Genomic DNA, 13,797 nt, shown 5'->3' on the forward strand with positions numbered 1-13,797 from the left:
TTACCCCTTCCTCGCATCAAAGTTCGGTCCGCATTCGCTCTTGATCGCTTCGTACTCGTCGCGGCTGCCAATAGCCATGATCAGCCGGCGTTCGATATCCCGGATGGCGGCGCGCGCCTTCTCCACGTCCGCAGGCGATTCGATATCGATGTAGTGCAGGTACAGCGTCGACGAGCTGCGGTCCACGTCGATCACGAAGGAGCCCGGGATCAGCGTGAGCACGTGGCCCACGGTCATTACGATCAGGTCCGAGCCGGTGCGCAGCGGGACCGCAATGATCGCGCTGCGGGTGCCCTTCCCGCGGACCAGGGCCAGCCAGGCCACATGGACGCTGGCCGCGAAGACCTGCCCGAGGAACCAGGTGAACAGCTTCAGGCAGTACCAGGGATTGATCCGGCCCGAAAGGACCACCGGCGGCAGCGGGAACAGGTTCACGATCAGCAGCGCGATGATCACGCCGAAGATCATGTTCCCCAGGGAGAAGTCCTGCCAGAGAGCCCCCCAGACGAAGAGCAGCAGCAGAAGCAGCGGCCATTCCTGCTTGAGTGTCGCGCGGTGGCGCACGCCGGAGGTATCCAGCGCATCGTCAATGCGCTGGTCACGCGGTTCAAAGTTCTTGTTCGGCATCATCCCTCCAATCAGAATGGCAAGATCGAGCTGATATACGGTTCGCGGGCAATCAGTTCCGCAGCCACCCGTTGGCAGAATTCGAAGATCGGCCCGGCAAAGACGGTCAGGGCGATGCCCGCAAGCACCAGCGAACCGGTGGCGTAGCGCATGCCCCATGGCAAGGACTCGGCTTCCAGCTGCTTGGCCAGTTTCAATCCCAAGCGGGGGTTCTGCGCGCCGCCGGCCAACGTCTCGTCGGCAACCTGCGTCGCTTCGGCCACCAGGTCCTGGTTGGGCACCTCGGCATCAGCGGCACGGCGCCAGAACACACGGGCCCACACGCGGATGATCGCCATCAAGGTCAGCAAGCTGGTCAGCAATCCGGCGCCGATCACGACCCAGGTCAGCGGATCAGCATCCTGCGCGGCCGCATGCATCAGCCCGAATTTGCCCAGGAACCCGGAGAACGGCGGGATGCCGCCCAGATTGATGGCCGGGATGAAGAAGAGCAGGGCCAATGCCGGGGAGAGCTTGGCCAGCGAGCCGAGCCGGGTGACGTTTGAGCTGCCGGCACGGCGTTCGATCAGTCCCGCCACCATGAACAGCGAGGTCTGCACGATGATGTGGTGGCCCACGTAGTAGATGGTCGCGGCGATGGCCAGCGGCCCGCCCACGGCCACGCCGAAGATCAGGTAGCCGATGTGGCTGGTGAGCGTGAAGGAGAGCATGCGCTTGAAGTCCGTCTGCGCCAGCGCACCGAGGATACCGATGACCATGGTCAGCGCCGCCACCACCAGCAGTCCGGCATTGACCGAGCCGCCCGGGAAGAGCAGGGTTTCGGTGCGGACGATCGCGTAGACGCCCACCTTGGTCAGCAGCCCGGCGAACACCGCGGTGACCGGGGCCGGTGCGGTCGGGTAGGAGTCCGGCAGCCACAGGGACAGCGGGAAGACCGCTGCCTTGATGCCGAAAGCGGTCAGCAGCAGCACATGCAAGATCAGCTGCGGGCCCTGGCCCAGTTCGGGCAGCTTCACCGCGAGGTCAGCCATGTTCACCGTGCCGGTGGCCGCGTAGATCATCGCGATGGCCATCAGGAAGATCACCGAGGAAACCACGGAAACCACCACATAGGTGGTACCGGCGCGGATGCGCTCGGCGGTACCGCCCAGGGTCAGCAGCACGTAGCTGGCGGTGAGCAGGATTTCGAAGCCGACGTACAGGTTGAAGAGGTCGGCGGCCAGGAAGGCGTTGGACACTCCGGCGAGCAGGATCAGGTACGCCGGGTGGAATATCGACACCGGCCCGGGCTCGTCCCCGTCGGCCAGGCCCTGGCTGGTGGCGAAGAGCAGCACGGCCAGCGAGACGACGGTGGAGACCAGCAGCATGAAGGAGCTGAACCCGTCGACCATCAGCGCGATGCCGAAGGGCGACTCCCAGCCGCCAATATGGATGGCATAGCTTTCCCCGCCCCATACGGCCGCGAGCATGCCCGCTTCGAGCACCAGTGTGATGCAGAGGATGCCGATGGTGATCAGGCGCTGCAGGCGGACCTGGCGGCGGACCAGGAAGGCTGCCCCGGCGCCGAAGATCGGCAGCACCACGGCCAAGGGGGCTAGATCCAGGAAATTCACTCTTCCCCCTCGCGCACTGGGCGTCCTTCTTCATCAACGAATTCGGTCGTGTCCTCGGCCACTGGCGAGTCTTCTTCCTCGTCGTAGGCGGTCTTCTGCGACACCTTGATATCTTCGGTGTCATCAGTGAGCTCATCAGCGCTGGTCAAGGTCCAGGACCGGTAGATCATCGCCAGCAGGAAGGCGGTCACCGCGAAGGTGATCACAATGGCGGTGAGGATCAGCGCCTGCGGCAGCGGGTCCGAGTACGAGTCGGCCGCCGCATCCGGCTTGAACAACGGCGCCGCGCCCTTGCGCCCGCCGCTGGTGAGGATCAGCAGGTTGATGCCGTTGCCCAGCAGCATGATGCCCAGCAGCACCCGGGTCAGGGTGCGTTCGAGCACCAGGTAGAAACCGGCCGCCAGCAGCACGCCGGTGACCACGAGGAAAGTGATATTCACGCTCATCGGCCAACTCCAGTCCGGGAGGCCTGGATCTCGTCGTGGCGCTCCACCGGGCTGCGGCCCTCGGAGAGCGAATCAATCTCACTGCCCAATGAACGCAGCACGTCCTGCACGAGGCCAAGGACCACCAGATACACTCCAATGTCGAAAATCGTTGAGGAAACGAACTTGTGCTCGCCGAAGAACCAGAATTCCAGGGCATAGGTGGTGAAGATGCCATCACCGAGCAGCAGCGGCACGATGCCCGCCAATCCGGCCAGCGCTATGCCGCCGCCGATCAGCATGCCCGGGGCGATGCGCATCGACTCGGAAAGTTCCACGCGGCCGCCGGCCAGGTAGCGGATGGTCAGCGCCAAGCCGGCGATCAGCCCGCCAGCGAAGCCGCCGCCCGGGGTATTGTGCCCGGTCAGCAGCGTGTACACCGACGTGATCAGCACCGTGTGGAAAATCAGCCGGGTGACCACTTCAAAGATGATCGAGCGGCGCTCGGCGACCAGGGTGCTGCCAGCCATCAGCCAGTCCTGGTTGGAGCTGGAAGCAAAGCGGCGGGCAATGCGCAGCTCGGTTTCCTTGGAGTCCTTGCTGCCCATGGCTTCGGAACCCGCGTCGATGCTGCCCGGTGCCACGTGGTGGGCCCGCACCCGGTTACCGAAGCTGCGCCCGGCGAAAATCAGCGAAGCCACACCGGTGGCGGCTGCCGCCAGCACGGTGATCTCGCCGAAGGTATCCCACACGCGCAGGTCCACCAGGGCCACGTTGACGACGTTCTTGCCGTAGCCCTCGTAGTAGGCCAGGTCCGGCCAAGCCAGGGAAATGCGGGCCTCGTTGCGGGCGGCCATCATCGCGATGGCAATGTAGACGACCATCACGGCCAGGGCGATCGACAGGATGGCCCGGCCCCACTTGATCCGGGTCAGGCCCACCCACAGGCGCTTGGGCAGGGCGCGCAAGGCGAGCACGAAGGAAACCAGCACGATGGTTTCCACCAGCAGCTGGGTCAGCGCCAGGTCCGGGGCGCCTTGCAGGGCGAAGATCGCGACCATGCCGTAGCCGGTCACCGAAACCATCAGCACCGCCATGAAACGCTTCGGCGCGGTAATGGAGACCACTGCACCGGCGATGATCACCGCACCGATCAGCAGCTGGGCCGGGTGGTCGGCGATGATCCAGTTCGTTGGCCACGGGGTGTAGACGGTCAGCGCGATGGCCAGCGGTATCACCAGCACCACGACCAGGATGACGCCCAGGTAGAAGGAGAGCGAACCACGCTGGGTGCGGCCGGTGATCCAGATGGCCACCTTGTCCAGCACGTTCACCGACATGCGGTAGATTTCCTCGGCCGAGGTGACCATGCGGCGCAGCGGTGCGCCGGTGTCGGTGCGGTGACGCAGCCAGAAGAAGCACAGGCCCAGGCCCACCGAAATGGCGCTCAGCCCCAGTGCCGCGTTGAAGCCGGCAAATGGCAGCAGGTGCATTTTGCCCGGTCCTCCCTGCGCGGCCGACCAGTGGATGGCCAGCGGCTCCACCAGCTGCGGGTACAGGCCCAGGAACAGCGTCGCCGCCGAAAGAACCAGCAAGGGCGCCAGGAAGATCAGTGTCGGGGCCTTGCACTGCAATGCAGGCAGCTTCTTTTTCTTCACGCCAAAAGCCCCGAAGAAGAAGCGCAGCGAGTAGGCCATGGTCAGCGCCGCACCCATCAGGATGCCGATGAGCGCGGCCATCCCCCACCCGGTTTCCAGGTGCAGGGCCGATTCGTAGACCGCTTCCTTGGCAACGAAGCCGAACAGCAGCGGCACGCCGGCCATGGACGCCGCGGCGATGCCGGTGGTCGTGGCCAGGATCGGCATGGCACGGCGCAAGCCGCTGAGCTTGCGGATATCGCGGGTACCGGTGTTGTGGTCGATGATGCCCACGCTCAGGAACAGCGTCGCCTTGAACAGGCCGTGGGCCAGCGTCATGGCCAGCGCGGCAAAAGCCGCTTCGGGGGTGCCGAAGCCGAAGACCGCGATGATGAAGCCCAGCTGCGAGACCGTGCCGAAGGCCAGGATCAGCTTCAGGTCGTATTGCTTGAGCGCCCGGTAGCCGCCGATGAGCATGGTGAGAATACCGATGCCTACGGTCATGGGGACCCACAGGGTGGTCTCGGCGAAGCCCGGGGCCAGGCGGGCGATCAGGTAGACGCCGGCCTTGACCATGGCTGCCGCGTGCAGGTACGCGGACACCGGAGTCGGAGCGGCCATCGCACCGGGCAGCCAGAAGTGGAAAGGCACCAGGGCCGACTTGGAGATCGCCCCGACAATAATCAGCGCCACCGCAACATCGGTGAAGGCCCCCAAGGCCACCAGTTCATCGGCCGAAGCCATGATCTCCGAGAGCTGGTAGCTGCCGGCCGCCGCGCCGAGCATCAAGATGCCGGCGAGCATCACCAGTCCGCCAAGGGTCGTGATGATCAGGGCGTTCATGGCTGAACGGCGCGCGGTGATCAGGGCCTGGCTGAAACCGATGAGCAGGTAGGAAAGCACGCTGGTGATTTCCCAGAAGATGAACATGATGATGATGTCATCGGCCGTGACCAAGCCGGTCATGGCTCCGGCGAAAGCGACCATCTTCGCCGCGAAGCTGCCGATCTGCGGATCATCATTCTTGAAATAGCGGGCGCAATAGAACAGCACCAGCGCACCCACGCCGAGGATCAGGAGCAAGATTGTCGCGGCCAAAGAATCCATGCGGAAATTCAGGGCGATATTCAGCCCGGGAATCCATTCCATTTGAACCGATGGAGGCGCATTTGGCGCACCATTGGCCAGGGAATTATCGGCAGAAAGCACCGCCGGCATGCGGGTCAGCAACCAGATGAATCCCACTGCGGGCACGGCCGCCACAACGTAAAAACCGTTTCGTTTCAAGGCCCGGAATATTAATGGGCATAAAACAGCGGTGGCAAACAGCGCAGTGAGAATTATTAGCACGCTTTTCCTCTGTCGGCTGGTGGTGGGCAGAGTATCCAGAGCACTTCGAAAAGCGCCTGCATCTGTGATTTTATCAGCCGTGACCTGCCTGCAATCGCACGAATGTGCCCTTTAAGGAATATTCCCTGCGTTTTCCGCGACCAGCTGATTTTCCAAGCTAGCCGCTATTCTCCAAAAGGTCGTTCCTATTCATCGCCTGATTACCTGTTGCAGGTACGATGCCAGCATGGGAATCAATCAGGTCGAACCGTCGGCGATTCGTGAAAAGTGGCTTAATAAGTACACCTGGGCGTGGGCCAGCTGGGACTGGGGCCAAGCCGCGATCAACGCTGTCATGATCACTTTCGTGTTCACCGTCTATCTGACCAGCGAGCTATTCGGCGACACCGACCATGCGTCGCTGGTCCTCTCGCAGGCACTGGCCATCGGCGGCCTGGCCATCGCCCTGCTGGTGCCGGTCACCGGGCTTCGCGCCGATGTTGCCGGGCGGCGCAAACTGTGGATCGTGGTCAACACGCTGGTTCTCGTCGCCATCTGCGCGGCCTGCTTCTTCGTCTACCCCGACCCTTCCTACCTCTGGTTCGGTGCGATCCTGGTCGCGGCCATGTCGGTCTTCGGCGAATTCGCCGGCGTGAACTACAACGCGGTGCTGAACCAGATTTCCACCAAGGCAACGGTCGGCAAGGTCTCCGGCTTCGGCTGGGGCATGGGCTACGTCGGCGGAATCCTCGCCCTCGCCCTGGTGCTCTTCCTGTTCGTGCAGCCAATCGTGGACTGGCCAGGTGCCAGCACCGAAGAATCGTTGAACTTGCGCTGGGTGGCAGTGTTCTCTGCCGCTTGGTGCTTGCTCTTCGCGCTGCCGCTGTTCTTCGTGATTCCCGAAGCGCCACCGAGCACCTCGAAGAAAATCCCGCTGATGCTTACCTACAAGGTCCTGTTCAACAACATCAGGGAACTGTGGCGCAGCGACCGCAACCTGCTCTTCTTCCTCTGCTCCTCCGCCGTCTTCCGCGACGGGCTGGCCGCCATCTTCACCTTCGGCGGCGTCATTGCCGCGGGCACCTTCGGTTTCGAACTGACCGAAGTGATCATCTTCGCGATCGTCGGCAACGTCGTTGCGGCCCTGGGCGCGGTCCTTGGCGGCCGCATCGATGACGTGGCTGGCCCGAAAGCGGTCATTGTCGGTTCGCTGATCGGCCTGCTGGTTGCCGGCGCCGGTGTCTTCTTCTCCCCCGAAGCCGCGGGCTTCTGGATCTTCGGCCTGCTGCTGTGCTTGTTCGTCGGACCGGCACAGGCAGCTTCGCGCTCCTACCTCTCGCGCTTGATTCCCGAAGGACGCGAAGGAGAGCTCTTCGGTTTGTACGCGACCACCGGTCGCGCCGTGTCCTTCCTGGCACCGGCGTTGTTTGCCGGGGCCATCGCCATCGCTACCCCGCTGGTGGCATCCGGCCAAGCCCAGCGTTACGGCATCCTGGGCATCCTGGTGGTCTTGGCGCTCGGCCTGCTCCTGCTCCTGCCAATCCGGTCGCCCAAGAAGATCACCGCGTAGCTTCCAGCCGCAAACGGCGCTGGCCCCCAACAAGTGTTGGGGGCCAGCGCCGTTTGCGGGATCCTGAGCGGTACTGCCGCTTAGTTCTCGATGATGGTCCGGTGGAAGTTCAGGTGGCTGCGCGAAGCCGTGGGGCCACGCTGGCCCTGGTAGCGGTTGCCGTAGGGTCCCGAACCGTATGGATGCTCGGTGTCCGACGTCAGCTTGAAGAAGCACAGTTGACCGATCTTCGATCCCGGCCACAGCTTAATGGGCAAGGTGGCCATGTTGGACAGTTCCAAGGTCACGTGGCCGGAGAACCCCGGATCGATGAACCCCGCGGTGGAGTGGGTGAGCAGGCCAAGGCGGCCCAAGGAGCTCTTGCCTTCCAGCCGCGCGGCCACGCCGTGGCCCAAGGTCACCACTTCGTAGGTCGAGCCGAGCACGAATTCGCCCGGGTGCAGGATGAATGGCTCATCGGGGTCGACCTCGACCAGGCGCGTCAGTTCATCTTGCTCCACCGAAGGATCGATGTGCGCATACTTGTGATTATCGAAAAGCCGGAAGAACCGGTCAAGTCGAACATCCACGGATGCGGGCTGGACCATCTGCGGGTCAAAGGGCTCTAGCCCAATCTCACCGGACGCTATTTCTCGACGAATGTCACCATCTGAATACAACACGCGTATAAATTTATCCTGACTTTCCCCGGCAGCCGAACTATTAGGCCAATTATGTACAGTGAGTCGAGATCACTGGCCGCCTCCCGTTCACCAGCTGGTCGCAGATTTCCCACCAATTACCCAGCGTTTCCAGCTATCGTTAAGCTGGGATTTCCCATCATCGCTCCGCAACTCAAGGGTTTATTCAACATGCGCCTAGCCTCCGCGCTGACTGGCACCGTACTCGCATCGGCATTGCTGCTCTCCGGCACCGCCGCACTCGCTGCGCCGGCCGAGGATCTGCCTGCCGTCGAGAGCTCGCAGCTGTCGAAGGCATCGAGCCCCTTGGCCTTGATCAACCCCACCACGAAGCTTTCGCCGGAGGACTATGTTCCCGGCAAGCTAGTTGGTGTTGCCGGCAGCTCGATGACCCTGCGTCCCGAGGCGGCAAAGGCCATCGAAGCGTTCATTGCTGATGCGCGCGCTGCCGGCCATTCGATCAAGCTGCTGAGCGCATACCGTTCATACCAGCGTCAGGCAGTCTTGTTCAACCAGTACCAAGCCAAGTACGGCACCGCTTATGCCGAACGGATTTCTGCACGCCCCGGGACCAGCGAGCACCAGCTTGGTTTGGCCGCAGACCTGGGCTACACCGATAGCCGCGCCGAATTGAAAGCAGAATTCGGCCAGACCCCGGCCGGCCTGTGGATTGCCGAGCACGCGGCGGAATACGGCCTGATCATCCGCTACCCCCAGGGCAAGGAAGAGATCACCGGCTACAAGTACGAGCCGTGGCATGTGCGCTATGTCGGCGTCGAGCATGCCGAAGCGATGCTTGCTTCCGGAGCGGAAACGTTCGAAGAGTACCACCAGATGCTGGCCGCCTCGATAGCGGATGCCGAGCAAAGCGAAGCAAAGGCAGCTATCGAGAAAGAACCCGCGAAAGCCAAAGACGAAGAGCCGCAGGAAAAATCCAAGAAGGCCGGCGAAGATGTTGTCGTGGACGAGGACTTGATGGTCCTGCGTTTCCTTCCGCCGTACCGCGACTGGGGCTTCGGCTTCACCCAGTAGCCCGCTCTGGAACAGGCCGCTGCCAGGTCCACCAGTACCGCCGGAACCACGAAAATTGCCGCTGCGAGTCGCCATTTCGCGGCTCTGCCCGAATTCCGCTGGGCGTTGGGCAGTGCCCGCATCATGGTGCAGCGGGGCATCCAGTACTATCGTCCAATATTAACTAGTGCCCGGGATGCCAAGCAGCAAGTTCACGCAAAGTAGCTTCGTCAGCACCCTGCCCCTCGGCGCTTCGCGCAAGAGGCTTCCCTTTGCGGGAGCATCCTGGAATCTGCCCTCCGCACCGGCGTGCAATCCCGGGAACGGTTTTCCAGGTTGCGTGGCGCCGGACGGCATGAAAATGCTCCCCAAAAGTTGCTGGCTTCTACAGTCCAACTTTTGGGGAGCAGTTCATGGCAGGTGGTTCCCGCCCGGAGCGCTGGAGAATTACTTCGCGCGCACCGGAATGCCGGTGAAGGTCGGCTTCAGGGTCTCGGCGAAGAAGTCCTCGCCCTTGTCATCGACAACGATGAAGGCCGGGAAGTCCTCGACCTCGATCTTCCAGATCGCTTCCATGCCCAGTTCCTCGTATTCGAGCACCTCGACCTTCTTGATGCAATCCTGGGCCAGGCGTGCCGCCGGGCCGCCGATGGAACCAAGGTAGAAGCCGCCGTGGGTGTTGCATGCGTCGGTGACCTGCTTGGAGCGGTTGCCCTTGGCCAGCATGACCATCGAGCCGCCGGCAGCCTGGAACTGATCCACGTAGGAGTCCATGCGGCCTGCGGTGGTTGGGCCGAAGGAACCCGAAGGCATGCCTTCTGGGGTCTTGGCAGGACCTGCATAGTAGACCGGGTGGTCCTTGAGGTACTGCGGCATTTCCTCGCCTGCATCCAGGCGTTCCTTGACCTTGGCGTGCGCGATATCGCGGGCCACAACCAATGGACCGGACAGCGACAAACGGGTCTTGACCGGGAACTTGGTCAGTTCGGCCAGGATTTCGCTCATCGGCTTGTTCAGGTCGATCTTGACCACCGAAGAACCACCGGTGCCGGTGACCCCGTCGGTCTCGTCGTCGTGCGCGGCCAGGGCCGGGTGGTCCTCCGCCGGCATGAAGCGGGCTGGATCGGTTTCCAGCTGTTCCACGAACAGTCCCTCTTCGGTGACCTTGGCCAGCATCTGGCGGTCAGCCGAGCAGGATACTGCGATGGCCACCGGCAGCGAGGCGCCGTGGCGAGGCAGGCGCACCACGCGCACATCGTGGCAGAAGTACTTGCCGCCGAACTGCGCGCCGATGCCGAAGTGGCGGGTCAGCTCAAGGACCTTGTCTTCCAGCTCGGTGTCGCGGAAGCCGCGGCCGGTCATCGCGCCTTCGGTCGGCAGCGAATCCAGGTACTTGGCCGAACCGTACTTCGCGGTCTTCAACGCCATCTCGGCGCTGGTGCCGCCGATGACGATGGACAGGTGGTACGGAGGGCACGCGGCGGTGCCCAGCGAGCGCAGCTTCTCATCGAGGAACTTCAGCATCGAGTTCTCGTTGAGGATCGCCTTGGTCTCCTGGTACAGGAAGGACTTGTTGGCCGATCCGCCGCCCTTGGCCATGAACAGGAACTTGTAGCTGGTGTCAGCGCCGTCCTTGGTGTTCGCGTAGAGGTCGATCTGCGCCGGGAGGTTGTTGCCGGTGGCCTTCTCTTCCCAGGTGGTGATCGGAGCCAGCTGCGAGTAGCGCAGGTTCAGGCGGGTGTAGGCGTTGTAGATGCCGCGCGAGAGCGAGATCTCGTCCTGCTCTTCGGTCAGCACGCGCTGGCCGCGCTTGCCCATGACAATCGCGGTACCGGTGTCCTGGCACATCGGCAGGATGCCGCCGGCGGCGATGTTGGCGTTCTTCAGCAGGTCCAGGGCGACGAACTTGTCGTTCGGGCTGGCATCCTCGTCGTCGAGGATATTGCGCAGCTGCTGCAGGTGGGCCGGGCGAAGGTAGTGCGAGATGTCGTGCAGCGCGGTCTCGGCCAGCTGCTCCAGTGCCTGCGGCGCGACCTTCAGGAAGTTCTTTCCATCCGGGCCGGCGACAACTTCGACACCTTCGGAGGAAATCTTGCGGTACGGGGTGGTATCTTCGCCAATTGGCAGAAGATCCTCGTAACGGAATTCAGGCATGCTCAGTCCTTGATTCAATCGTGTGTGCTCATCTGCCATTTTAGGCCTCTACCCCGAATTAACCGCATTCGGCGTTTGCACCTGGGGGTTTATCGCGACATGCTGTAGTACATGAGCAACGAGAACACCTCCGCCGCCGCTGAAGGCCAAGAACCAGACCAGGTCCCGGATGCGATCATCGAAACGCCAATGGACAAGCAGCGGGCACAGCCCAAGACGCATTTCGAAATGATGCTGCAGGCCGGGCTCAACAAGCCTGAGCTGTCCGGCTCGGTCATCGGCGCTTTCATGAGCGCCGAGGTGTATTTCCTCTCCCGTGAAGAGGTCACCGGCGAGAACAAGAATGCCCAGCCGATGATGCTGACCAACCCTTCCGGCGAGACCGTGGTTGCGGTCTTCACCACCTTGGAGCGCATCCCCTCCTCGTACATCGACATGGCGCCGTACGGCGTGAAGGTCCAGGGCGCCACCGTGGTGCGCGCATTGGAGAACACCGGCTTCGTGGTGAACCCCGGCGACGAGCTCAGCTTCGAGGTCCCGGCCGATGGGGTGGCAATCCTGCGCGAGCAGCTGCTCAACGAGAAGCCCTCCGAATAGGCATTGCGTAACTTTGGCCACGATTTTCCGTGCCGTTTTCCGGTGCGCGGGATTCGTGGGATATGCTTTTGATGCCCGGGCCGTCAATAGGCCGCTCGGTGCACTGCGGGCGTAGCTCAATGGTAGAGCGCTAGCTTCCCAAGCTCGATACGCGGGTTCGATTCCCGTCGCCCGCTCAAGCGAACGCCGGGGCACCAATGGTGCTCCGGCGTTGTTGGTCTGCTGATAGCCAGCGAAGGAGCACGATGACCGGAGTCCTCGAAGGCTTCTCCATCATTTGGGTTGTCATTCTCGTCGGCTACTTGGTGGGCCGCACCGGGGTGCTGGGCGAGCAAGGCCGCCATGTGCTCAGCCGGGTCACCTTCTTCGTGGCCAGCCCCGCCCTGCTGTTCACCACCCTGGCCGAGTCCGATCCGGTTTCCGTGCTCGGGCCGCTGCTCTGGGTTGCCGCCTTGTCCGCGGCGCTGACCGCGGTGCTCTACTACCTGGCGACGGCCCGGATGCTCAAGCGCCCGGCATCCGAAAGCATCATCGCGGCAATGTCCGCCTCCACGGTGAACTCCGCCAACTTGGGCCTGCCCATCGCGTTGTACGTGCTCGGCGACATGTCCTACGCGGCACCGATCATCCTCTTCCAGCTGGCCCTCTACCAGCCGATCAATCTGGCGATGCTGGATGCAACCACCTCGCGGCACCGCACCACCCCGATTGCTTTGCTGCTGGCTACCGCGAAGAACCCGATGATCATCGGGTCGCTGCTCGGCTTGGCCGTCGCGCTGACCGGCATCGAATTGCCCTCCATCGTGCTCGAACCGATCGACCTGATCGCCGGCGCCTCGATCCCCGCCATGCTCATGGCTTTCGGCATCTCCTTGGTGGGTTCCAAGCCGCTGGAAAAGAAGTCGGGCCGCCGCGCCGATGTGCTGATCGCCGCCGGAGCCAAGCTGCTGCTCCACCCGTTCCTGGCCTGGGCACTGGCCTACTGGGTATTCAATCTGCGTGGCGAGCTGCTGGTGGCGTCGGTCATCATGGCCGGCCTGCCAACTGCGCAGAACATTTTCGTGACGGCCATGCGCTATGACCACGGGGTGGTAATCGCGAAGGACACGGTCCTGGTCACCACCATCTGCGCGATCCCGCTGATGATGCTGCTGGCGATCGTCCTCGGAATTTAGCGTAACTTCCACCTGCAGGAATAAGCGATCATCACTAGAGTGTTCAGTAGGACAACAGGTTTTATCCACTCCCCTAGCGAGGTCACCATGAAGCGCACCGCACCACTGCTGGCTACTGCCGCAATTATCGCCCTGTCACTGAGCGCCTGCGGCTCGGCAGGCCCATCGACCTCCGCAAGCGAATCCGGTGGCGCCAAGTCCTCGGCTGACACCGGAGCCACCTTGAAGAAGGTCCAGGATTCGGGCGTGCTGACCGTGGGCACCGAAGGCACCTACCGCCCGTTCTCCTACCACGAGGGCAACGAGCTGACCGGCTACGACGTCGAGGTCATCGAAGCCGTCGGCGAGAAGATGGGCGTCGAGGTCAAGTTCCAGGAAACCCAGTGGGACGCGATCTTCGCCGGACTGGATGCCGGGCGTTTTGATGCCATCGCCAACCAGGTCTCGATCAACCCGGAACGCGAAGAGAAGTACCTGTTCACCCAGCCTTACACCGTCTCCACCGGCGTGGTGGTGACCAAGAGCGATACCAGCGAGATCACCTCCTTCGAGACGTTGGAAGGCAAGACCACCGCGCAGTCGCTGACCAGCAACTTCTACGAGACCGCCAAGGCCGCCGGCGCGAACGTCGAGCCGGTGGAAGGCTGGGCCCAGTCGATCACCCTGCTCAAGCAGGGCCGTGTCGATGCCACCGTGAACGACAAGCTGACGTTCCTGGATGCGCAGAAGACCAACCCGGATGACAGCATCAAGATCGCTGCCGAATCCGAGGAGAAGAGCGAATCCGCTGTAGCCCTGCGCAAGGATTCCACTGAACTGGCCCAGGCCATTGACACCGCGCTCGATGAGCTGCGCGCCGAGGGGGAACTGGCAAAGATCTCCGAGAAGTACTTCGGCGAAGACGTCAGCAAGTAGCAGACACTATAAGTAGACTGGCTCCACACGTAAGAACGCGTGGAGCCAGTCTCATTTGCGCAAA

At 62.7% G+C, this 13,797-nt stretch carries 11 protein-coding genes and 1 tRNA gene; 6 read left to right on the top strand and 6 right to left on the bottom strand.

Features of this window, described 5'->3' with window-relative positions:
• The 4 genes from AAZQ98_RS16885 to AAZQ98_RS16900 are packed head-to-tail and all read right to left on the bottom strand — an operon-like array spanning position 1 to position 5,652.
• On the bottom strand, positions 1-627 hold the full coding sequence (locus AAZQ98_RS16885; RefSeq protein ID WP_434693925.1) for a Na+/H+ antiporter subunit E: 627 nt from the start codon (positions 625-627) through the stop codon (positions 1-3).
• Between the two features lie 11 nt (positions 628-638).
• Positions 639-2,240: a Na+/H+ antiporter subunit D gene (locus tag AAZQ98_RS16890; RefSeq protein ID WP_434693927.1), complete on the bottom strand. Its 1,602-nt coding sequence runs from the start codon at positions 2,238-2,240 to the stop codon at positions 639-641.
• Complete coding sequence (locus AAZQ98_RS16895) at positions 2,237-2,686, bottom strand: Na(+)/H(+) antiporter subunit C (protein ID WP_105657017.1); 450 nt, start codon at positions 2,684-2,686, stop codon at positions 2,237-2,239. Before AAZQ98_RS16895 ends, AAZQ98_RS16890 begins: the two co-directional genes overlap by 4 nt.
• Complete coding sequence (locus AAZQ98_RS16900; RefSeq protein ID WP_434693929.1) at positions 2,683-5,652, bottom strand: Na+/H+ antiporter subunit A; 2,970 nt, start codon at positions 5,650-5,652, stop codon at positions 2,683-2,685. The genes AAZQ98_RS16895 and AAZQ98_RS16900 overlap by 4 nt, the downstream gene beginning before the upstream one ends.
• A 226-nt stretch (positions 5,653-5,878) precedes the next feature.
• Between AAZQ98_RS16900 and AAZQ98_RS16905 the strand changes: the two genes are divergently transcribed.
• Positions 5,879-7,201, top strand: a complete 1,323-nt coding sequence (locus AAZQ98_RS16905; protein WP_434693931.1) for an MFS transporter — start codon at positions 5,879-5,881, stop codon at positions 7,199-7,201.
• Positions 7,202-7,281: 80 nt separating this feature from the next.
• Here the strand turns inward: AAZQ98_RS16905 and dcd are convergent, their stop codons facing one another.
• Positions 7,282-7,863 carry a dCTP deaminase gene (gene dcd / locus AAZQ98_RS16910; protein WP_013349886.1) on the bottom strand — a complete coding sequence of 194 codons (582 nt, stop codon included), beginning with the start codon at positions 7,861-7,863 and terminating at the stop codon, positions 7,282-7,284.
• A 189-nt stretch (positions 7,864-8,052) separates the two neighbouring features.
• Here dcd and AAZQ98_RS16915 point away from each other — a divergent pair, with 189 nt between their 5' ends.
• A complete protein-coding gene (locus AAZQ98_RS16915; protein ID WP_434693934.1) occupies positions 8,053-8,913 on the top strand; it encodes a M15 family metallopeptidase in 861 nt (286 codons plus the stop codon).
• Between the two features lie 426 nt (positions 8,914-9,339).
• On the opposite strand, the gene AAZQ98_RS16920 is transcribed toward AAZQ98_RS16915, so the two are convergent.
• Positions 9,340-11,046, bottom strand: a complete 1,707-nt coding sequence (locus AAZQ98_RS16920) for a fumarate hydratase (RefSeq protein ID WP_332485900.1) — start codon at positions 11,044-11,046, stop codon at positions 9,340-9,342.
• A gap of 111 nt (positions 11,047-11,157) precedes the next feature.
• Between AAZQ98_RS16920 and AAZQ98_RS16925 the strand changes: the two genes are divergently transcribed.
• From AAZQ98_RS16925 to AAZQ98_RS16940, 4 genes are all read left to right on the top strand, one after another.
• Entirely contained in the window at positions 11,158-11,643 is a 486-nt protein-coding gene (locus AAZQ98_RS16925) for an SseB family protein (protein ID WP_434693935.1), read from the top strand.
• 105 nt (positions 11,644-11,748) lie between these two features.
• Positions 11,749-11,819 (top strand) — tRNA-Gly (locus AAZQ98_RS16930).
• A gap of 69 nt (positions 11,820-11,888) precedes the next feature.
• Complete coding sequence (locus AAZQ98_RS16935; RefSeq protein ID WP_133833550.1) at positions 11,889-12,818, top strand: AEC family transporter; 930 nt, start codon at positions 11,889-11,891, stop codon at positions 12,816-12,818.
• A gap of 87 nt (positions 12,819-12,905) precedes the next feature.
• Complete coding sequence (locus AAZQ98_RS16940) at positions 12,906-13,733, top strand: transporter substrate-binding domain-containing protein (protein ID WP_434693937.1); 828 nt, start codon at positions 12,906-12,908, stop codon at positions 13,731-13,733.
• Positions 13,734-13,797: the final 64 nt, after the last annotated feature.

The sequence above is a fragment of the Glutamicibacter sp. Je.9.36 genome (assembly GCF_051129975.1).
Lineage (GTDB): Bacteria > Actinomycetota > Actinomycetes > Actinomycetales > Micrococcaceae > Glutamicibacter.